Origin of the sequence: Arcticibacter sp. MXS-1 (assembly GCF_041902385.1) — a bacterium.
In the GTDB taxonomy this organism is placed as follows: domain Bacteria; phylum Bacteroidota; class Bacteroidia; order Sphingobacteriales; family Sphingobacteriaceae; genus Arcticibacter.
This window is the reverse complement of the sequence record NZ_CP169244.1, coordinates 4,844,111-4,865,459: the sequence shown is the minus strand read 5'-3', so window position 1 is coordinate 4,865,459 and position 21,349 is coordinate 4,844,111. Positions and strand designations below refer to the sequence as shown.

The window sequence follows — 21,349 nt, the reverse complement described above, 5'->3', positions numbered from 1 at the left end:
AAAAAGTGTGCATCTTTGCAGTCCCCAAACGGGAAAGAGGGTGCAAGACCATCTGAAGGTGAAAGTAGAGAAGAGGTGATTTTAGGCGTTTACACGCATAAAAAGAGCGAAAAGGGAAGCGAGAAATAATTTTAAAATACTTCTTGCAGAAACGAAAAAAGATTCTCACCTTTGCAGTCCCAAAACGACGGACTTCGGTTCGAAGAAAAAGGAGGATAAGCGCAAGGCTTAGGAGGATGAAAATCGGGAAAGAAAGAAGCAGAAGAAAATAAAAAATACTTCTTGCAGAAATCAAAAAAGATGTTCATCTTTGCCCTCCCCAAACGAGGGGTTTTCCGAGAGGGAAACAGGGAATAAGCGCAAGGCTTAAGAGATTGAAAACGAGAAGAGAAAGCGAAAAGAAAATTAAAAAAACTTCTTGCAGAATTCGAAAAAGATTCTCACCTTTGCAATCCCAAAACGAAGCAAACGGCGCGACGCCGGGAGCGAAACTGAAAAGATTCAAAATACGGAAGGCTGGAAAGCCGGAAGGATTTAGATAAAAGCCGAACTGAGAGAGGGAGGCGCAAAAGTTCTTAAAAAGAAATGTCATGTAGCATAACAGGTAGGAATATCTGTTATAAACAAAAACAAGTTATCCTAAGTCAATTCATCGAATAGCATTAATAAAAACGATTCTATTTGAGAAAATAGAGTCAGAGACAAACTTCATTACAATGGAGAGTTTGATCCTGGCTCAGGATGAACGCTAGCGGCAGGCCTAATACATGCAAGTCGAACGAGATTCAGGACTTCGGTTCTGATGACAGTGGCGCACGGGTGCGTAACGCGTATGCAATCTACCTTACTCAGGGGGATAGCCCGGAGAAATCCGGATTAACACCGCATAACATCATGATATGGCATCATATTATGATCAAATATTTATAGGAGTAAGATGAGCATGCGTGACATTAGCTAGTTGGTAAGGTAATGGCTTACCAAGGCGACGATGTCTAGGGGATCTGAGAGGATGACCCCCCACACTGGTACTGAGACACGGACCAGACTCCTACGGGAGGCAGCAGTAAGGAATATTGGTCAATGGGCGCAAGCCTGAACCAGCCATGCCGCGTGCAGGAAGACGGCCCTATGGGTTGTAAACTGCTTTTGTACCGGAATAAACCCTCTTTCGTGAAAGAGGCTGAATGTACGGTAAGAATAAGGATCGGCTAACTCCGTGCCAGCAGCCGCGGTAATACGGAGGATCCAAGCGTTATCCGGATTTATTGGGTTTAAAGGGTGCGTAGGCGGTCTGTTAAGTCAGGGGTGAAAGACGGTAGCTCAACTATCGCAGTGCCTTTGATACTGATGGACTTGAATAAACCTGAGGTAGGCGGAATGTGACAAGTAGCGGTGAAATGCATAGATATGTCACAGAACACCAATTGCGAAGGCAGCTTACTAAAGTTTAATTGACGCTGAGGCACGAAAGCGTGGGGATCAAACAGGATTAGATACCCTGGTAGTCCACGCCCTAAACGATGAACACTCGATGTTGGCGATACACGGTCAGCGTCTAAGCGAAAGCGTTAAGTGTTCCACCTGGGGAGTACGCCCGCAAGGGTGAAACTCAAAGGAATTGACGGGGGCCCGCACAAGCGGAGGAGCATGTGGTTTAATTCGATGATACGCGAGGAACCTTACCCGGGCTTGAAAGTTACTGAATGACTCAGAGATGAGTCAGTCCTTCGGGACAGGAAACTAGGTGCTGCATGGCTGTCGTCAGCTCGTGCCGTGAGGTGTTGGGTTAAGTCCCGCAACGAGCGCAACCCCTGTGAATAGTTGCCAGCAAGTAAAGTTGGGGACTCTATTCAGACTGCCTGTGCAAACAGAGAGGAAGGCGGGGACGACGTCAAGTCATCATGGCCCTTACGTCCGGGGCTACACACGTGCTACAATGGGTGATACAGAGGGCAGCTACATAGTAATATGATGCCAATCTCAAAAAGTCATTCACAGTTCGGATTGAGGTCTGCAACTCGACCTCATGAAGTTGGATTCGCTAGTAATCGCGTATCAGCAATGACGCGGTGAATACGTTCCCGGGCCTTGTACACACCGCCCGTCAAGCCATGGAAGCTGGGGGTACCTGAAGTATGTAACCGCAAGGAGCGTCCTAGGGTAAAACCGGTAACTGGGGCTAAGTCGTAACAAGGTAGCCGTACCGGAAGGTGTGGCTGGAATACCTCCTTTCTAGAGTGGTGAATTGAGCCTGTTATGCTACGGATATTCTTTTAATAGTTATTAGCAGTTAGCTGTTAGCTATTAGAGAGAAGAAAAGACATTTCAAAAAAAACAAAAGAGAAAAAGCACTTAGCAAAAAGCAAGAGGGAAGGCGAAAGCCAACACCCAGCTGCTAATAACTAAAAGCTTAAAAAAACCCGAAAGAGGAAAGCCAGAATCGGTGGCAATAGCCAGAAGGGCTGGCGTGATTGGAAGAAACAGTCCCGTAGCTCAGCTTGGTTAGAGCACTACACTGATAATGTAGGGGTCAGCAGTTCAAATCTGCTCGGGACTACAGGCGAGGGAGTAATAAGTGGTAAGTAATAAGTAGTAAGAGAATCTTACAACGTACAACTTAAGACTTAGAACTCGAAAACTCAAACGGGGAATTAGCTCAGCTGGCTAGAGCACCTGCCTTGCACGCAGGGGGTCAACGGTTCGAATCCGTTATTCTCCACAGTGAAAGTGGTAAGTAATAAGTGGTAAGAGATAAGTCAAACGACTTACAACCTACAACTTAGAACTTACAACTCTCAAACGTTCTTTGACATATTGGAAGAAGTAATTGAAGAAACAACAACAGAAGAGTTGTAGAAAAGTGATAAGTAAAAAGTGATAAGTAATAAGCCGCAAGGCAGAAAACTTAGAACTTAGAACTTAGAACTTACAACTCAATAAAAGGCATTATCATATGAGCAAAAGCATATGATAAGAAGAAAGTAAGAAAGGGCACACGGGGGATGCCTTGGCTCTCAGAGGCGAAGAAGGACGTGATAAGCTGCGATAAGCTGCGGGGATTAGCAAATATGAATTGATCCGCAGATTTCCGAATGGGGAAACCTAATCAGTTGAAGACTGATTGCAATAGCGCGAACGTGCTGAACTGAAACATCTAAGTAAGCATAGGAAGAGAAAATAATAATGATTTCCTGAGTAGTGGCGAGCGAAAGGGAAAGAGCCCAAACCAGTTATGTTACGGCATACCTGGGGTTGTAGGACCACAACATGAATAGTAAAGCTAAGAAGAACGGGATGGGAAGCCCGGCCAGAGAGCATGATAGCTGCGTATTTGTAAACAATACTATTCTAGTGGTATCCTGAGTACCGCGAGGTTGGAGACGCCTTGTGGGAATCTGCCGGCACCATCCGGTAAGGCTAAATACTCCTGAGAGACCGATAGTGAACCAGTACCGTGAGGGAAAGGTGAAAAGAACCCCGAACAGGGGAGTGAAATAGAACCTGAAACCGTGTGCTTACAAGCGGTCGGAGCACAGTAATGTGTGACGGCGTGCCTTTTGCATAATGAGCCTACGAGTTACTCTTCTCTGGCAAGGTTAAGTGATTAAGTCACGCAGCCGAAGCGAAAGCGAGTCTGAATAGGGCGTATAGTCAGAGGAGGTAGACGCGAAACCTTGTGATCTACCCTTGAGCAGGTTGAAGGTGCCGTAACAGGTACTGGAGGACCGAACCGATAAGCGTTGAAAAGCTTCCGGATGACTTGAGGGTAGGGGTGAAAGGCCAATCAAACTGGGAAATAGCTCGTACTCCCCGAAATGTTTTTAGGAACAGCGTGGTGGTAAAGTTTAATAGAGGTAGAGCTACTAATTGGGTGCGGGGGAGTCAAATCCTACCAAATCCAGATAAACTCCGAATGCTATTAAATATACACTGCAGTGAGGCGCGGGGTGCTAAGGTCACGCGCCGAGAGGGAAAGAACCCAGACCATCAGCTAAGGTCCCTAAATTACCGCTAAGTTGAACTAACGAGGTCCGATTGCACAGACAGCTAGGATGTTGGCTTGGAAGCAGCCATTCATTTAAAGAGTGCGTAACAGCTCACTAGTCGAGCGATCGGGCATGGATAATAAACGGGCATCAAGTGGTATACCGAAGCTATGGATACAGCAATGTATGGTAGGGGAGCATTCCAATATCAGCGAAGCAGTCTCGTAAGGGATTGTGGAGAGATTGGAAAAGCAAATGTAGGCATAAGTAACGATAAGGCAGGAGAGAAACCTGCCCACCGAAAGACTAAGGTTTCCTGATCAACGCTAATCGGATCAGGGTTAGTCGGGGCCTAAGGAGACGCCGGGTGGCTAATCCGATGGACAACTGGTTAATATTCCAGTACTTTTTATAACTGCGATGTGGAGACGGAGTAGTGACACTGCCGCGAACTGACGGAATAGTTCGTTAAAAGGTGTAGGTATATCACGGGTAGGCAAATCCGCCTGTGGTGCTGAGGCCCAATAGTACAGCAAACCTTCGGGGGCGCTGATAGAGCAGGTAAGCAGACTTCCAAGAAAATCCGCTAAGCTTCAGGTTATAAAAACCCGTACCGTAAACCGACACAGGTAGTCGAGGAGAGAATCCTAAGGTGCTCGAGTGAATCATGGCTAAGGAACTCGGCAAAATGGCCCTGTAACTTCGGGAGAAGGGGCGCTGTCAGCAATGGCAGCCGCAGTGAAAAGGCCCAGGCGACTGTTTAACAAAAACACATGGCTTTGCAAAATCGAAAGATGAGGTATAAGGCCTGACACCTGCCCGGTGCCGGAAGGTTAAGAGGGGATGTCATCCGCAAGGAGAAGCATTGAATCGAAGCCCCGGTAAACGGCGGCCGTAACTATAACGGTCCTAAGGTAGCGAAATTCCTTGTCGGGTAAGTTCCGACCTGCACGAATGGTGTAACGATCTGGGCGCTGTCTCAGCCATGAGCTCGGTGAAATTGTGGTATCGGTGAAGACGCCGGTTACCCGCAACGGGACGGAAAGACCCCATGCACCTTCACTACAACTTAACATTGATATTGGGTACAGGATGTGTAGGATAGGCGGGAGGCAGTGAAGCAGGCGCGCCAGCGCTTGTGGAGCCAACCTTGAAATACCGCCCTTTCTGTACTCGGTGTCTAACTCGTCTGAGTATGAGGACATTGTTTGGTGGGTAGTTTGACTGGGGTGGTCGCCTCCAAAAAGGTAACGGAGGCTTTCAAAGGTAAGCTCAGTACGCTTGGTAACCGTACGGGGAGTGCAATAGCATAAGCTTGCTTGACTGTGAGACAGACAAGTCGATCAGGGTCGAAAGACGGATATAGTGATCCGGTGGTTCTGCATGGAAGGGCCATCGCTCAAAGGATAAAAGGTACGCTGGGGATAACAGGCTGATCTCCCCCAAGAGCTCATATCGACGGGGAGGTTTGGCACCTCGATGTCGGCTCGTCACATCCTGGGGCTGGAGAAGGTCCCAAGGGTTCGGCTGTTCGCCGATTAAAGTGGCACGCGAGCTGGGTTCAGAACGTCGCGAGACAGTTCGGTCCCTATCTGTTGTGGGCGTAGGAAGTTTGAGTGGGGCTGTCCTTAGTACGAGAGGACCGGGATGGACAAACCTCTGGTGAATCTGTTATGGCGCCAGCTGTACTGCAGAGTAGCTAAGTTTGGAATAGATAAGCGCTGAAAGCATCTAAGTGCGAAACTAGCCACGAGATGAGACTTCCATATAGGGTCGTGAGAGACTATCACGTTGATAGGCTACAGGTGTAAAGGTGGTGACATCAAAGCCAAGTAGTACTAATTACCCGAAGCTTTCAAAGCAGACATTCTGTTGGTAATCTCTTCAAGTACTTCTTCTGATTATGTTAATTTGAGTAATAAGTAGTAAGTGATAAGTAATAAGACTTACTATTGATATAGTCAAAAAAGAAATTGGAGTCATAAGCGGCGAAAAGGGAGTAAGAATACTTACTACTTACAACGTACCACTTACAACTCATAAAGATCTTCAGGTGCCTATATCGGCGGTGTCCACCTCTTCCCATTCCGAACAGAGAAGTTAAGCCCGCCAGAGCCAATGGTACTGCGGTAACACGTGGGAGAGTAGGTCGGTGCCACCCTTTACAAAGCCCGTTAGTTCATACTGACGGGCTTTTTTCGTTGTTGACCACCTGTTTCTTTCCTATCTTTGTGACGGCGGTCCCATGGCTGCAAGCATACACATATATTGTTCTATGTCGTTTTTTAGATTTCTTGTAATTTTCCTGTCTATAGTTTTATCAGGTTCATCCCTTTCATTTGCTCAGGATACCCTTCAAAGGGTGGAGGCTGGTCGTTCGAACAGCAAACAACAGCAGGGAAAGCCCTATGTTATTCTGATTTCAGCAGACGGCTTCCGTTATGATTTTAGCACGAAGTACCAGGCGACGTTTCTGCAGTCGCGGAAGAAGCTGGGCGTTACCGCCCCTTCGATGATCCCCTCTTTTCCATCCCTTACATTTCCTAATCATTATACGTTGGTTACAGGCCTTTATCCCGCACACCACGGACTCGTTGATAATACTTTTCAGGACAGAGAAACCGGAGGATGGTATTCTATGTCGGATAGAAATGCCGTGAAAGAAGGGAAGTGGTACGGGGGAACGCCGCTATGGGTTCTTGCAGAACAACAAAAGATGGTTAGCGCGAGTTTTTATTGGGTGGGCTCGGAAGCAGACATAAAAGGTTTGCGACCGACCTATTGGTACCCTTATAACGAGAAAATTGGGATCGATGATCGAATAGGGGCTGTAGTTAAATGGTTGAAGCTTCCTGAGGATAAAAGACCTCATCTGATCACCTTTTATCTGCCAGAGGTGGACCATGCGGGCCATGACTTTGGTCCGGATTCTAAGGAGGTTCAGGAGGCCGTTGCATTCGTAGACAATGCAGTAAAAAAGTTAAACGAAGCTGTGAATGCCACAGGCTTGTCTGTTAATTTCATCTTTGTATCCGATCATGGTCTGACTAAGGTGAATAATGCGAATCCCTTAAAGGTATCGGCTGTGCCATCTGATAGCTCTCGCTACACTGTCTCGGGAAATGGAACGATGGTAGATGTTTTTGTTAAGGATCGAAAGCAGCTGAACTCTGTGTACCGGGAGCTGAAGGGATCGGCCTCGCGTTACTCGGTTTATACAAAATACAATACACCGGCAAGATGGCATTATTCAGCCAAGGATGATGCACAAGGAAGGATCGCGGATATCCTGCTTGAAGCGCGGTGGCCTGAATATTTCTCTGACCGTAAGGTGGTAAAGCCCGGTGCACATGGTTACGACCCATACAAGGTGAAGGAAATGCATGCAACGTTCATTGCATGGGGGCCCGCATTTAAGGAAGGGCTTGTGCTTCCATCCTTTGAGAACGTTCATATCTATCCCTTAGTTGCGGACATATTGCGCTTAAGAAGTACGGAAAAGATCGACGGAAGGTTAAAGGTTCTTAAGCCGGCGTTGCGATAAGAGCGTGATTGTCTGGGCAAAGTTTCTCGGCTCAGTTTGCCCCTGAATTGCAAGCTCGGTTCATATCAAGGGCATACTGTCAGCATATTATATCTAAAAAGAAAGTAGGCTTTACCGAGTGGTACGGCCTTTTTTCTGCATCCGTTTGCTTGAATAAGCTGTGGTTCTTTTTCAATGTATCAATAAAACTGTTTCCAGAATTGATAGCGGCAGTATTCGACCATCAATCACCTTTTGCCCCTTTGCTTTCAGTGGCTGCTATAAACTGTTGTTCGTATTGGGCTCAAAGGACAGGGCCCGGTGAAAGAGGGCCGACAACGTGCTAACTATTCCTATACCCTCAGCTGGGAAGCAACAGCGCTATCATTCCATTTCGCCTCGTGCTTGCCAGGAGCGAAGGTAGATCAGGTCAGCTAAAATTTCTTCAGCGTTTCGTGACCGTCTAACTTTTTATACTCGGAATTCTTATCTTTAACAGGGCGCCGTGTTTATCAAGCTTTTGCGTGCATGCGCTTTCGTGTCCAATTTCAATGTAGTCGACCAAATGAACGCTAAGCGTATCTACTTTTGTTTTAGTACCGCCATGAGCGAGAGAAACATTACTGTCGATTTTTCTTTTTCGCCAAAGGGAAACAATCGGGCTGAAATAATGCAGGATGGGGTGAACGCCAGCAACAACGGAAACGAGTACAAGCGGACAGTTCAGAAGATCAGCAATGGTTCCAAGCTCGCCATCGGCCTTGCCCCTGGCCGAGGATAGGTGGTAATTATAGAGAAGATAGACTAATGCACATTCTGATTGCTCCAAATGCCTTTAAAAATAGCTTGACTGCCCATGAAGCAGCAAAAGCAATTAGGGAAGGACTTGAAAGAAGCCGGCTTGTTTGCTCATGCACTACTTTTCCAATTGCTGACGGCGGCGACGGTACGGCGGCGTTACTCACCCATCGAGCGGATGGCACGCTTTTGAGCTGCAACGTGCAAGACCCTTTGGGTAGAAAGGTCGATGCAAGCTGGGGACTGATCGATCAGGGACAGACGGCAGTAATAGAAATGGCAGAGGCTTCAGGGATGCGGCTGCTCGCGAAAGAAGAACTTAATCCGTTGAAGGCTTCCTCTTTTGGGACAGGCGAGATGATACTTAAGGCTTTGAGCAATAATGTCCGGAGAATTATCGTGTCTATGGGAGGGTCTGCTACTGTGGATGCGGGGACTGGAATATTAAGGGCTCTTGGTGTAAGGTTTTTAAGCGCGACAGGGGAGTCCATTCTGGATTTGCCTGAAGATTTAAGCCGCGTTGCCCGGGTAGACGTAAGCGGCCTCGACCCTCGTATATTACACACTGAAATCATCGTACTCTCGGATGTGACCAACCCTCTCCTTGGCCCTGCAGGGAGCGCACAAGCATTTGGACCGCAGAAGGGCGCAACTTCTGAAGATCTTTTTATTCTCGAAGCTTCCCTCATGGCCTTTGTCGATGCCCTACCTCCTGATGTAAGAGCGTATATTGGAGCAATGAAATATGGGGGAGCTGCGGGCGGGGCTGCCGCTGGATTACATGCCATCCTCGGAGCAAAGCTGCAGAGCGGGGCTGACTTTTTTCTAAAAGCGACAGACTTTGACAGCGCTTTACGACGGGCGAACCTGGTGATTACAGGGGAAGGAAGTCTGGACCACCAGACTCTGCAGGGCAAGGGTCCACTGGGAGTTGGCTTAAGAGCAAAAATGCGTGGACTTCCTGTCGTTGGACTGGCGGGCCGGATCCCGAAAGAAGTGGTGCCCGAACTAAGAGAGTTCTTCGATGTTCTCTTAACAATAGGAGCGGCCGGGGTCGAACTGGCGGAAGCATTAAAGAGTACTTATGCGGATTTAAGGAGGACCGCAGAAGAAGTTGGGAATTTACTAGCTCTGGTTTAGAAGAGAAGTCCTGTCACAAACAAATAGCAGGTGCTCTCTGTATTGATTACATGGAGCTTACTGCGCAACTAATATGGCTTTTTGGTCTGGCTATTCCCATAGCCTGTATCGCATGGACAGTAACTCATGAAGAAGTGTTCAGGGAGCCGCGCGAATACTGTGTTAAAAACAGCCAGGAAGGCAAAACGATTTTAAAGCGAAAGTTCTTCTACCTATTTACCTGCGAGTATTGCTTCAGTCATTATGTTACGATACTGATCCTCGCGCTGACAGGTTTTAAACTGTTTTTGCCCGACTGGAGAGGTTATATTCTTGCAGGATTCTCGCTGGTGTGGATTGCAAATATTTATATGAGCCTTTATAACCTAATTAGAATCGACCTGAAAAAGGAACGACTGCAGGCAAAGAAGGAAGAGGAGAGTCTAAAGGGGTAGACGTTCGTTCCCGCGACGACGTTGTTTGTTTAAATCTTAATAACCAGGCCTGTCTGTTTTTCTGCCTTTTCCGCGATCGATAGATTGTTTGTTGGTTTTTTAGAAGCGCCCGTGTACATCTGTTTTGCCACTTTTCGCATGTTTTGTTAATAAAATGCAAGAGTAGTTGTGTTTCTTTTGTGGAAAAAGCATATTTTTAGTTAAAACTCTATTTTTTGCTCTTTCTAACGCTAAAAATCTTGTCCGGAAGTCGCACTTAACAAACTCAACAATTGATAAAGTATGAAAAGAAGGTTACTAATGTACGTACTCTGCTGCTTTTCCTGTATATGGCAAGCCTTTGCCCAACCTTCTCCTATCAAGGGGAAGGTAGTTTCTGATGATGGCTCGCCGCTGCCAGGGGTCTCGGTGAAAATTAAAGGGACTTCTCAGGCTACTACCACGGACGGCGGAGGTGCTTTTTCAATTAATGCAAGCAATGACCAGGTACTGGTGTTCACGTTCGTTGGTTTTGAACAGGAGGAGCGCCCCGCCAAAAGGGGAGCGTCGATGAATATCCGATTAAGGCCAGTCGCCACTGCCCTGAAGGAGGTTGCCGTTACTGCCTTTGGGCGCCAGCAAGAAACAAAGAGTCTGGGCTTCTCTACCCAAAACGTACGATCCCAGGAGATCGTTGAAGCGCAGCAGCCGAACCTCGTTAATGCGCTTCAAGGTAAAGCAGCAGGAGTTCAGATCACGAACTCTGGAGGGTCGCCCGGAGCTTCTTCTAATATCATTATCAGGGGAGGCACTTCCCTTAGCGGAAACAATCAGCCTTTGTTTGTAGTCGACGGAATTCCTATCGACAACACGACACCGGTTTCTCAGGGCGGCCTGGCCGCTGGAACCGCTCCTGCTTCAAACAGGGCGGTTGATCTGAACCCGGAGGATATTGCCAGCGTGACAGTACTGAAAGGCCCGGCCGCTGCGGCTTTATACGGAATAAGAGCTGCTTCGGGTGCAATAGTGATTACTACCAAGAAGGGATCGGGAGGGGCTCCTCAAATTTCATATAGTAATACATTTTCTATAGATCGGACGAACAAGCTGCCTGAACTCCAAGCTCAGTTCAAGCAAGGCGAGCGGGGCTCCTTCGCTGCAACTGCTCCCTTTTCCTGGGGGCCTGAGTATGCAGCCGGCGATATGATCTATGATAATTTGGGAAACTTTTTTAAGACCGGTTTTACTCAGAACCACGACATCTCGGTGAGCGGTAACACGGATAAAAGTACATTTTTCGCCTCGGCATCGCTATATGACCAGAACGGTATCGTAGAAAAGACTGACTTCAATCGGAAGTCCGCGCGTTTTACCGCGGACACGAAGGTGGGTGAAAAGCTGACTGTGGGAGGAAGTGCAAATTATGTACAGACTGCCCGGACATACTTTGCTCAGGGGTCTTCGAACGGCGTAATGGGCGCGCTTTTCTGGCCGAGAAGCGATAATATGGAGAATTATCTGACTGAGAGCGGGAGTCAGAGGGTGCTAAGTACAGGGGGAATGACAATCCATATTGGACCATTCGCCACAAGCCAGTGACAAGCAATGTAAATCGCATCATCGCCGTTGGAAATTTGGTGTATGATCCGACGGACTTTCTAAATGTTACCTATCGCCTAGGTACGGATTACTATACGGATAATTTCAAAAGCGTAAGGGAAGCCGGAACCATTGTTGCCGGAGAGGAGAGCGGCGCCATTTCAGAAGCAATAACAACAAGTCAAATTACGACATCGACCTTGCTTGCGACCTTGAAGAAAAAAGCATCCGATTTTAATTTAAGCTTTACCATAGGAAATAATATTGAGGACTCCCGTAACAGGACGAACACAGCTACCGGTCTGGGACTCCTCGCTCTTGGTGTTCATAGCATCAATAATACGCCCGCAGCCAGCAGGACATCGGTGAACAGGACAACACGGAGACGGATCGTCGGACTCTTTGGAGATCTGACTTTGGATTGGAAAAGTATAGCTTATGTTAATTTCAGGGGTCGAAATGACTGGGTATCTACTTTGCCTGTTAAGGACAGGTCTTTCTTTTACCCAGCTATCAGCACTTCCATTATCCTTACTGACTTGCTGAAAGAGCTTGGCGCCAAACAAAACGATGACGTGTTGTCGTTTGCGAAGATACGGGGATCCTGGGCAAGGGTCGGAAAGGACGCTCCTCCTTATGCTACCCAAACTACGCTGGGAACCACCACAAACAGTAGCACTATCAATCCGCGGGGCTTTATCTTGAATTCCAATGAAAATTTCGGGAATCCGTTACTTAAGCCGGAATTTACGAATTCGATCGAGTTTGGCACTGACCTTAGATTCCTGAAAAGAAGAATTGGCCTGGATCTGACCTATTATTACACTAATTCAGATAATCAGATATTGAGTGTGCGTACTCCTCCTTCGTCTGCATCCTTTTTGGCTTATTTGAACGGAGGGCGAATTGAAAACAGGGGAATCGAGGGAATTCTCAGCCTGGAGGTAATTGCAAAAGGTGATCTAAAATGGAGTGTAGATTTTAATTATAGCAGAAACAGGTCGAAAGTTAGAGATCTGCCGGGGTATATCGATCGGGTGGAGTTGTCTGACGCATGGGCCGATAACAATGCAGCGCAGGGGGCGGCATTCCTGAATGGGTCTCTTTACGGCATTAACGGTCGGGTATGGAAGAGAAATGCACAGGGCCAGGTGCTCATAAGTGAGACAGGCTACCCGCAGGTTCAGGCTTCCAATGCTTTCATCGGAGACCGGAATCCGGACTGGATCGGCGGGCTAACTAACACCTTTCGTTACAAGAATGCTTCTCTCTCATTCCTATGGGACTTCCGCGTTGGCGGAATGATTTATAACGCAACAGAAAACGCCCTCGTAAGATCGGGACTGAGTATGAGAACGCTGGATCGCGGGTCAAAAGTGTTTGAGGGGGTCGTTGAATCCACAGGACAACCAAATACAAAGAGCGTTGCTTTAAGTCAGGACTATTACCAGACCATCTACGCGAACCAAGGTTATGATTTCGTAGAAAATGGAGGCTGGGCAAGACTCCGCTATCTGACCCTGTCGTATAGTTTGCCGAAGCAGCTGATTGCCAGGACGCCATTCAAGAGTCTCCAGCTCACCGCTACCGGTCGGAATCTTATATTAATTACTGACTATTCAGGGGTCGATCCGGAAGTTTCTGGCAGTGGGGCTGGAGTAGGTGGCAGCGGATCTTTTGGTTTTGACAATTTGGGCGTTCCTGCAACGCGGGGGTTTGACTTTGGTTTGAAGCTTTCATTTTAATTCTGTTTTAGCATGGAAAAGAAATTTTTTTATAGGATTTGCGGCCTCGTTATGGTCATGTCTTTATTGGCATGTAATTCTTATCTTGATGTAAATGTTGACCCTGATAATCCTACTAAAGTACCTGCTGCAAGCAGGATCGTTGGCGCGATCACGCTCACTAACGGGGCTGCAATGTGGCGGGGAGCGAGAGAGGTTGCTGCAGTGAGTCAGTACGCGGCTACTAAGTTGACCACGGGAAGCAACCTGAACGCGGAGACCTGGCGGTTTACTGCATCTTATTTTTTTTGGCAGAATGCTTATGTGTTTACAATGCCTAACTGTGTGGATCTGATTAATCTCGGGGAGGAAGAGGGGAGCCCGCATTTCGTTGGAGTAGGCAAGACGTTGCTCGCTCTCAATTTCGGAATGCTAGCGGATCAGTACGGTGCAATTGTAATTGACGAGCAATATTATGACGGCCGGTCTCAGATCAATCTTACTCCGACTATGAGCGATCAAAAGACCGTCTATGCAAGGATTGACCAGTTGCTTGACGAGGCAATTGCCGCTTTTGATAATCCAACGAATAAGACGGGACTGAACGCGAACGGTGGCGACATCATGTATCAGGGAGACGTTCAAAAGTGGAAACGGTTCGCCTGGTCACTTAAAGCACGTTATCTTAATCACCTTTCTAAAAAAAGTAGTCTTTATAATCCCCAAAAAATCATCGATGCGTGTCAGAAAGGGTTTAATGCTGATGGTATGGACGCGCAGTTCGCTTATATAAGAGGAGGACAGGAGACTGACAAGAATCCCTGGTCAAGCTGGGGAGGATTTACCAGTGCTACCGATCCTCGTTATTTTACGTGGACACAATTTTTTGTGGATCAGTTAACGACTTTTCCTGTGACCAACTCGCCGTATCAGGATCCCCGGATAGGGAAAATCATGATGCCGGCCCCTTCTGATGGACAGTACCGCGGACTAAGATCTGGGGCGGGCCTGATCGGAGGGCAGAATGGTACGGGAGTCAAGACGAGTGAAAACGATTATGGAAGATTCAGCCAGAGCGGGTATTATACTAATCAGGATTCTCCATTCCCATTTATTACATATTCAGAGGTGAAGTTGATAGAAGCGGAAGCTCGTCTGCGGTCAGGAGATGCCGGAGGAGCTCTGACTGCATACGAAGAGGGAGTGAAAGCAAATATCCGGAAGCTGGGCGTGGCGTCCGCCGATATTAACACGTACTGGTCTGCTCAAATCGCAGACGGCCTTGCTGTCCATTTCTCAACCCTCACCGGGGGCTTGAGTCACATCATGAGGCAAAAGTATATAACACAATGCCTGAATCCGGAGACCTGGGTCGATTTGAGAAGAATGAATTATAGTCAGCAGATTTACGGTCCTAATTTAAGGCGACCGGCCAATTTGAATGCAACTATTTTTGATCCGAACAACAATAATCAATGGATACAAGCAATGGTGTATGAGACCAATGAGCAAAACCGGAACCCCGGTGCAGTGGGAGATAATTCAGAGAGATACAGGTTGCTCACACCTCTTTGGTGGAATGTGGAGGAATAATGCTGCGGTCTTGTTTTATTGCACTAGCGATGATTGGTAGTATGTCCGGTGTGGCTGCTCAGTCTTTATCGGCAGAACTTAGGAAGAAATCAGAGGATGAAATAAGGTCTGTTTTGGCCTCTTCCTCTTCACTCAACGGTTTGGCTGCGATTGATCTGACTACAGGCGACGGTTTTTTTTCAACGAAAGCAGTGTTTTTCCTCAGGGGAGTGCGATCAAGATACCCGTTCTCATGGAGGTTTATAAGCAGGCAAAGGAGGGAAAGTTCCAGCTGTCTGATCGGAGGGAGATTAAGAGCAAAGAGTTGGTAGGAGGTACAGGGATCTTAAAAGACTTTGATTATCCTGCTTCTTTGCCTATTGGCAATCTGGCTGTCCTGATGATCACCCTTAGCGATAACGTGGCAACTAATAATCTTATAGATCTGGTAGGGATGCAGCGTATCAACAAAACTTTGTCCGACCTGGGCATGGTTGCCACTCGCATTCAAAGGCCGATGATGGATTTAGCGGCAGCGGCGAGGGGTAGCGAGAATACGTCAAGTCCGCTTGAAGCCGTCCGAATTCTGGCGCTTTTATATAATGGGAAATTTAGTGATGAGGAAACAGCTCTTGACGTGATAAACGTTCTAAAGAAAAACAGCCGGGAAAATAGTCGCCTGGCTGCCGGTATTCCAGTAAACGTCTCTATGGCATTCAAGACCGGGGTATTGCCGGGCGTTTCTACAGAGTGGGCTATCATCTATTTGCCTGGCCGACCGTACGCGGTCTCTGCAATGCAGACCTACAGGGTGCCAGGGGAAGAGGACCTGGTGCTGGAGCGTGTATCGAAGATCCTCTATCAGTATTTCTGGAGGATAGAAAACGCCTCTAAACTGGGAAACTATATTGATCGTTCTGTTTTAAGAAAATAAAGAAAATGTGTTCTAAGAATGTCTTGTCCGTCGGGTTTCTACTGTTTTTGCGTATAACCGTTTGCGCGCAGCTGCCAGGTGCGGTCCAAAAAACTATCCTGTTTGATGAGGAAAGGAAGCAGTTGTCCATTCAATATTTAAAGACCCGACACGGCTTAGAACAATCAGACCCTACTATTATTCCAAGGGTAATAGTGTTGCATTGGACGGCTATTCCCTCAGTGGAAGCCACTTTTAACACTTTTAATCGTTCTGCATTGCCGGCCTCCCGCAAGGCCATTTCGTCGGCCAGTCAATTAAATGTTTCTTCTCAGTACCTCGTCGATCGCGACGGGACCGTCTATCAGTTGATGCCTGAGACCATGTTTGCACGGCATGTGATTGGATTGAACTATTGCGCAATAGGGGTTGAAAATATTGGAAGTGACAAGATGCCTCTCACCGATGCGCAGTTGCTTGCAAATGAAAGAATAGTACGGTACTTGGCAGGGAAATATCCGATCGAGTATTTGATCGGACATTACGAGTACCAAAAGTTCAGAGGGCATTCGCTCTGGCGGGAGGCCGATGACTCCTATCTTACTATCAAGACTGACCCGGGCGAGTCGTTCATGAAAAAAATCAGAGAGCGCTTGAGCGACCTGAACCTAAAGGCGGCACCAGACTCTAGACCTTGATGATGATGTTTCTCTTGTACATCGGCCATAGAATGAGTAGCCAGAAAAGGACAAAGGCAAGTGCCCATGCGAGTGAAGCATTGAGATCTGAGAGCCATGGAGTAAAAAGCGTTTTGTAAAGCCACGTTTGTAATCCGACTTCCTCACCTTGCAGATCAAGTTTTATCCTGCTCATTATTTTGACAATAATCGCCGACATGAAAAACACTGTAATGGCATTTACCCCATATGCAACAAACGGCTTTGTCCATTTTTTATGCCCCTGGATGTCGATTATCCAGTAAAGGCTGGCGAATACCAACATAGCCAGTCCTCCGGCGTATAAAACATATGAGCTAGTCCACAGAGACTTATTAATGGGGAAGGCGAGTCCCCAAATCTGGCCGAGTATGCTTATTGAGAAGCCTGCGAAGAAGAGCCATGCTGTTTTTTCACTTTCGTTTTTGTCTTTCCTTTTTATCCAGGTTCCTGCGAGCATTCCAAGTATTCCGGTGCCAATTGCAGGCAGGGTGCTGAGCAGACCCTCAGGATCCCACGTTTTTGCGGATTTCCAGACGTGCGCTTCGGTAATAATAAGCCGGTCGACCCACGCAGCCAGGTTTGTTTCTTTTGCGAGGTTGGGGGCGCCCACGCCCGGCACCGGAACAAGAGTCATCAGTGCCCAGTAGAGCAGAAGGATGAATGCAAATACCCAGAGCTGCGTCTTTGAACTTGTCTTGATAAAAAGGAGAGCGCAAAGGAAAAAGACGATTCCGATACGCTGAAGTACACCTAAAATGCGGACAGTGCTAAAATCGAATGCAGGAAAAAGAGCGAGAAAAAAGCCAAGGAAGAAAAGAATGAGTCCTCTTTTAAACGCCCGAATGATTAACTGCGCGTGCTCTGCCTCGTTCTCTTTCTTGTTTCCGTAGGCAAACGCGATCGCTACCCCTACTATGAACAGGAAGAATGGAAAGACGAGATCCGTAGGAGTGCAGCCGTTCCATTCCGCGTGTTCAAGAGGCGGGTAAATATGCGCCCAGCTGCCGGGATTATTCACGAGGATCATTGCGGCGACCGTAAGACCGCGGAATGCGTCGAGAGAGAGAAGACGGTTTGAGGTGGTCATTTGATTTGCTTTTTCTTGCTGGTTTTTATAAATGTAGGGAAAGTTTTTCAAAAGCAAAAAACCTCAACAGCGCCCTTCTGTAAGATTTTTACTTCAATTGCTGTTGCGTGACTTTGCAAGTATCAAAAAAGTTGCGCAGTTATTTGCAAATTCAAATTTAGAATATTTAACTTTATGCTATTGATAATAACCAATTATTCTTAATACACTTAAGATTTATTTAGGCTCTGTTTAATCAGGTGGTTTCTGTCACGAAGCGGCCAGGCAGTCGTCGCTTGAAAGTAGAAGTAGTGTTTACGTAAGAAAGCCCGGTTTCTGATTGTTGCGTTTTTTTGTGGGTAATGTTTCAGTGATAAGTGGTTTCTCGGTGTCTTTTTTGTAAATTTCTTGTGTTGGGCTGCTTTTTGTAGGTTGTTGTGCTTTTTTCCTGTTTCTAAATGCTTCTTTGGGCGCATTTATTGCGTTTTTTGTCTAAATAATTTACAATATGGCAATAATATGCAAAAAATGTATATTTTAGTTTTCATAAAGCTGTATGGAAATCGCATGTCTAACTTTGCGCGATTGTGCGTCTTTCGAAATTAGTCCGAATTAACGTGTATTTAATGATCGAAATTAATCTCAAAACAATAAAAAGATCAAGTATGAAAAAAAGGTTACTTACGCTCATTTTGAGTTTAGTCTTTATTGCTGTTCATACGCATGCGCAGCAGAAGACTGTAACAGGAAAGGTAACGTCTGCAGATGACGGTGCTCCTTTGCCTGGCGTATCCGTCAAGATCAAGGGTACCTCTCTGGGAACCAGTACCGGAGGGGACGGCGGGTATTCTATACCGGTATCTGACGGACAAACTCTTGTTTTTTCTTTTGTCGGATTTGTATCTCAGGAGAAAATGACTGGAGGTGTTTCAAGTATCTCAGTAAGGTTAGTCTCAGAGTCTAAATCGCTTAACGAAGTTGTCGTTGCTGTGGGATATGGAACTCAGAAAAAGGCGAACTTAACGGGTGCAGTATCTTCAGTTGATACAAAGGTCCTTCAGGCCAGGCCGATAACCGATGTCGGAAGAGGGCTACAGGGTGTTGTTCCTGGCCTTACGATTACTACACCCAGCGGAGAGCTAGGAAAAAACCCGACGATAAGGCTCCGCGGATTAAGAGGTTCGTTGAATGGGAGTGGGGCTCAACCGTTGATTCTTTTGGATAATGTGGAAATCGAGAGTTTACAGCTGGTTAACCCCGACGATATTGAAAGTATTTCCGTTTTAAAAGATGCTGCTTCTACTAGTATCTACGGCACGAGGGCGGCTTGGGGAGTTATTCTTATCACTTCTAAATCAGGAAAAAAAGGGGCTCCGAATAGGATCGCGTATACTAATAATTTGTCTTGGTCAAGTCCTATTTCTACCCCTAAAATTGCTAATGCGGCTGAAGGGGCGGAATTTGCACTGTCAGCCCTCCAAAGAGCTAATCCCAATGTATCTCAACCAGGAGTAGTCGGAATGTATATCGACACAACGGCCATCAGAAAAATGCGCGAGTGGGAGAAGCTTTATGGCAATCAGGATCTTGGAGATGAGATGGAGATGGGGCGCGATTTTGAAGTACGTGGAGGAAAGCTTTTTTTCTATCGTCCTTGGGACGCTGGGAAGATGTATATGAGAGATTGGACTCCTCAACAAAATCATAACGTGACGGTTTCCGGAGGCAGCGAGAAGACAAGCTATAATATTGGGTTAGGGTATTTAAATCAGGATGGAGTTCTGAAGGTTAATTCTGATCAGTTTAATCGATACAATATTTCAACTAGTATTAATACTTCTGTAAGTAGCATGGTCGATGTGCGGGCGAAAGTGTTTTACACGAATACGAAGTTATCAACGCCATTCACCTTTAGTGGTGCTACTTATGGTCCCTGGTATTATTTATACAGGTGGCCAAAGTTCTATCCATATGGGACATACGAGGGCGAGCCTTTCAGAAGTGCGGTCACAGAAGTTCAGCAAGCAAATATGGCAAAGGGGACTGAAGGGTATGCGCGCCTTCAAATAGGAACAACTTTAAAGCCTGTAAAAGGGCTTTCCATTGACGGTGACTATACCTATTCATCCAATAACAGGCATTACAATAGTGTGGGGGGAGGAACGCATGGTTGGGACTTCTGGTCAGGTTGGCCTGCCGCGCCGTCGACAAATTACCAGTCCGCTTCTTATGACTATACCTTCGTCAGTTCAGGTTGGGTCGATGTAAACACCGGCAAACTATTTGCAACATATACTAAAGACGCCGGAGCCCATTCTTTCAAGGGTATCTTGGGTGGTGACATAGAATACTACCGGTATAATTATCAAAGTTCGAAGCGTAATACTTTACTTGATCCAGGCATCGGAGCTTTGGCTGGTGCAATCGGCGAGCAGAATGTTACTGGTGCCAATACGCATTGGTCAACCCTAGGTTTTTTTGGTAGGATCAACTACGCTTATAAGAATAAGTATTTACTGGAATTGAACGGACGGTTTGACGGTTCATCCCGGTTTCCAAAAACAGAACTATGGGGATTTTTCCCTCTATGTCGGCCGGCTATATAATATCGGAAGAGCCATTTATGAAGTCAATTAAGCCCGTCTTGTCGTTTTTGAAGATAAGGGGTTCTTACGGGTCCGTCGGAAATCAAGATGTTGGCTCATACGCATTTGTTCCGACTATGTCTACTACCACTTCTGGCTGGTGGATAGGAAATACCAACCAGGTTACTATTAATACACCTACTGTCGTTTCGAGAACTCTTACATGGGAAACGGTCACTACTACTGATATTGGATTGGATACTCGGTTCTTCAACAGTTCGTTAGGTGTAACGTTTGACTGGTACCGTCGGGCTACCACGAACATGTTGAGTGCTGGGGTTACTCTACCTTCGTCTTTTGGAGCGACTTCGCCGAGAAGAAACTACGGTGAAATGGAAACTAAGGGCTGGGAGTTAGCAGTTGACTATGCTCATGAGTTTAATAATGGATTGAGATTGAATTTAACTGCTTCTTTGTCTGACTTCCAAGATCGTATAACGAAGTTCGCAAACACCACTCAAATCGTAACCGGGAATTATGAAGGGAAGACTCTCGGGGAAATATGGGGTTTCGAAACAGACCGGTTCTTTAGTGCAGAAGATTTTACAGGAAAGGATGCGAGTAACAAGTGGATTATGAAAGAAGGCATTGCTTCTCAGGCTAAGTACGAGACTGCTTCTTTTTTCTACGGTCCGGGAGACGTTAAGTTTAAGGATTTGGACGGTAATGGTGTGATAAATAACGGCGCCAATACCGTGGACGATCATGGCGACCTTAGAGTAATAGGAAACACGACACCGCGGTATCAATATGGATTTAGAATCGGAGGCGGGTGGAAAGGGTTGGATTTTGACGCCTTTTTTCAAGGAGTAGGAAAGAGAGATTTCTGGGCGTCTGGGCCCTTATTTGTTCCAGGGTGGAATCCCGCGGAGGCGTCTTTTGAGTACCAGATGAATTATTGGACACCTGACAATCCAAATGCATATTATCCTCGTCCAACGAATCAAGGGCAGAGTAATAATTCTCTCAATTTTTTAACTCAGTCTAAGTACTTGCTAAATATGGCTTACCTGCGTGCTAAGAATATAACAGTAGGCTATACTCTTCCGATCGGTTTGACGCGAAAAGTAAAAATTGAAAAATTGCGTTTTTATCTTAGCGGGGAAAATCTCTTTACCATATCTGATGTTGGAGTGCCAATTGATCCTGAAATCGATTACACTGCAGATCAGACCGATTTAGCTTCTTTTGGCCGTGTATATCCTTACCGGAAGACTCTTTCTTTTGGTGTACAATTAACTCTTTAGG

Annotated in this window: 9 protein-coding genes, 2 tRNA genes, 3 rRNA genes and 2 pseudogenes; 15 read left to right on the top strand and 1 reads right to left on the bottom strand. The window is 46.5% G+C overall.

What is annotated here, in order from left to right; all coding sequences use genetic code 11:
- Positions 1–713 precede the first annotated feature (713 nt).
- From ACES2C_RS21005 to ACES2C_RS20940, 14 genes and pseudogenes are all read left to right on the top strand, one after another.
- Positions 714–2,235, top strand: a 16S ribosomal RNA gene (locus ACES2C_RS21005).
- Between the two features lie 250 nt (positions 2,236–2,485).
- Positions 2,486–2,560, top strand: a tRNA-Ile gene (locus ACES2C_RS21000).
- Positions 2,561–2,648: 88 nt separating this feature from the next.
- Positions 2,649–2,722 (top strand) — tRNA-Ala (locus tag ACES2C_RS20995).
- Positions 2,723–2,978: 256 nt separating this feature from the next.
- A 23S ribosomal RNA gene (locus tag ACES2C_RS20990) occupies positions 2,979–5,850 on the top strand.
- A gap of 188 nt (positions 5,851–6,038) precedes the next feature.
- Positions 6,039–6,150: ribosomal RNA gene (gene rrf, locus ACES2C_RS20985) — 5S ribosomal RNA — on the top strand.
- Together the 16S, 23S and 5S rRNA genes with 2 tRNA genes alongside form the textbook arrangement of a ribosomal RNA operon.
- Before the next feature lie 114 nt (positions 6,151–6,264).
- Positions 6,265–7,533, top strand: a complete 1,269-nt coding sequence (locus ACES2C_RS20980; protein ID WP_374164996.1) for an ectonucleotide pyrophosphatase/phosphodiesterase — start codon at positions 6,265–6,267, stop codon at positions 7,531–7,533.
- A 544-nt stretch (positions 7,534–8,077) separates the two neighbouring features.
- Complete coding sequence (locus ACES2C_RS20975; RefSeq protein ID WP_374167003.1) at positions 8,078–8,293, top strand: glycoside hydrolase family 97 C-terminal domain-containing protein; 216 nt, start codon at positions 8,078–8,080, stop codon at positions 8,291–8,293.
- 26 nt (positions 8,294–8,319) lie between these two features.
- Positions 8,320–9,450 carry a glycerate kinase gene (locus tag ACES2C_RS20970; RefSeq protein WP_374164995.1) on the top strand — a complete coding sequence of 377 codons (1,131 nt, stop codon included), beginning with the start codon at positions 8,320–8,322 and terminating at the stop codon, positions 9,448–9,450.
- A gap of 50 nt (positions 9,451–9,500) precedes the next feature.
- Entirely contained in the window at positions 9,501–9,884 is a 384-nt protein-coding gene (locus ACES2C_RS20965; RefSeq protein ID WP_374164994.1) for a hypothetical protein, read from the top strand.
- A gap of 282 nt (positions 9,885–10,166) precedes the next feature.
- Positions 10,167–11,462 carry a TonB-dependent receptor plug domain-containing protein gene (locus ACES2C_RS20960; RefSeq protein WP_374164993.1) on the top strand — a complete coding sequence of 432 codons (1,296 nt, stop codon included), beginning with the start codon at positions 10,167–10,169 and terminating at the stop codon, positions 11,460–11,462.
- Entirely contained in the window at positions 11,459–13,207 is a 1,749-nt protein-coding gene (locus ACES2C_RS20955) for an outer membrane beta-barrel protein (protein ID WP_374164992.1), read from the top strand. Before ACES2C_RS20960 ends, ACES2C_RS20955 begins: the two co-directional genes overlap by 4 nt.
- A 12-nt stretch (positions 13,208–13,219) precedes the next feature.
- Complete coding sequence (locus tag ACES2C_RS20950) at positions 13,220–14,779, top strand: SusD/RagB family nutrient-binding outer membrane lipoprotein (protein ID WP_374164991.1); 1,560 nt, start codon at positions 13,220–13,222, stop codon at positions 14,777–14,779.
- Between the two features lie 178 nt (positions 14,780–14,957).
- Positions 14,958–15,692 (top strand): annotated as a pseudogene (locus tag ACES2C_RS20945) (serine hydrolase); the annotation flags it as partial.
- A gap of 5 nt (positions 15,693–15,697) precedes the next feature.
- On the top strand, positions 15,698–16,369 hold the full coding sequence (locus ACES2C_RS20940) for an N-acetylmuramoyl-L-alanine amidase (protein WP_374164990.1): 672 nt from the start codon (positions 15,698–15,700) through the stop codon (positions 16,367–16,369).
- Here the strand turns inward: ACES2C_RS20940 and ACES2C_RS20935 are convergent.
- Positions 16,359–17,477: an acyltransferase family protein gene (locus tag ACES2C_RS20935; protein WP_374164989.1), complete on the bottom strand. Its 1,119-nt coding sequence runs from the start codon at positions 17,475–17,477 to the stop codon at positions 16,359–16,361. The genes ACES2C_RS20940 and ACES2C_RS20935 overlap by 11 nt on opposite strands.
- Positions 17,478–18,082: 605 nt before the next feature.
- Here ACES2C_RS20935 and ACES2C_RS20930 point away from each other — a divergent pair.
- Positions 18,083–21,348 (top strand): annotated as a pseudogene (locus tag ACES2C_RS20930) (SusC/RagA family TonB-linked outer membrane protein).
- Position 21,349 lies beyond the last annotated feature (1 nt).

Excerpts from the sequence above, each read along its gene's own strand:
- ACES2C_RS20980 (WP_374164996.1), top strand. The coding sequence starts at position 6,265 with ATGTCGTTTTTTAGATTTCTTGTAATTTTCCTGTCTATAGTTTTATCA.
- ACES2C_RS20975 (WP_374167003.1), top strand. The coding sequence starts at position 8,078 with ATGAACGCTAAGCGTATCTACTTTTGTTTTAGTACCGCCATGAGCGAG.
- ACES2C_RS20970 (WP_374164995.1), top strand. The coding sequence starts at position 8,320 with ATGCACATTCTGATTGCTCCAAATGCCTTTAAAAATAGCTTGACTGCC.
- ACES2C_RS20965 (WP_374164994.1), top strand. The coding sequence starts at position 9,501 with ATGGAGCTTACTGCGCAACTAATATGGCTTTTTGGTCTGGCTATTCCC.
- ACES2C_RS20960 (WP_374164993.1), top strand. The coding sequence starts at position 10,167 with ATGAAAAGAAGGTTACTAATGTACGTACTCTGCTGCTTTTCCTGTATA.
- ACES2C_RS20950 (WP_374164991.1), top strand. The coding sequence starts at position 13,220 with ATGGAAAAGAAATTTTTTTATAGGATTTGCGGCCTCGTTATGGTCATG.
- ACES2C_RS20940 (WP_374164990.1), top strand. The coding sequence starts at position 15,698 with ATGTGTTCTAAGAATGTCTTGTCCGTCGGGTTTCTACTGTTTTTGCGT.
- ACES2C_RS20935 (WP_374164989.1), bottom strand. The coding sequence starts at position 17,477 with ATGACCACCTCAAACCGTCTTCTCTCTCTCGACGCATTCCGCGGTCTT.